The following is a 500-nucleotide window of genomic DNA, read 5'->3' on the forward strand; positions in this document are numbered from 1 at the left end:
TTTGAGTCGAAATGGTCCAGCAAGTATCCGAGAGAAGTTCAATCTTGGGCCAATGAGTTGGATGTCCTCCTTACATTTATGGATTATCCAAGCAGTATTCGAAGTGTGATTTATACGACGAATGCCATCGAACAAACAATCAAGGAGATTCGGAAACGTCTAAAGCCGATGAACAGCCTGAGTAGTTTAGAAGCCGCTGAAAAAGTCGTGTATTGACCATCCAAGACTTTAATGAGAAATGGGCAGGACGAAAGTTAAGAGGATTTGCCGAAGCACATGAAGCCCTCCAGCGAATGTTTGAAGAACGTTACAATTAACCATATATTGTAAATAAACAAAATAAGGGGATTCACCCTTTCCACACAGGAGACTGAATATTCAGTCTCCTGTGTGGAGGAAACAGCCCCACTCTATTCTAAATCCATTTCAGAGATACCCTATCTATCTTACATTACACAAAATTCTTGACGGTACCTAATTTTTATCTACCTCCCTCTATA

The 500-nt window shown here is 40.4% G+C and carries 1 pseudogene; it reads left to right on the forward strand.

The window, feature by feature from the left end:
* Positions 1-317: pseudogene (locus GCA01S_RS18950) on the forward strand (transposase); the annotation flags it as partial.
* Positions 318-500 lie beyond the last annotated feature (183 nt).

Source organism: Parageobacillus caldoxylosilyticus NBRC 107762 (assembly GCF_000632715.1).
GTDB classification, from domain to species: Bacteria; Bacillota; Bacilli; order Bacillales; family Anoxybacillaceae; genus Saccharococcus; species Saccharococcus caldoxylosilyticus.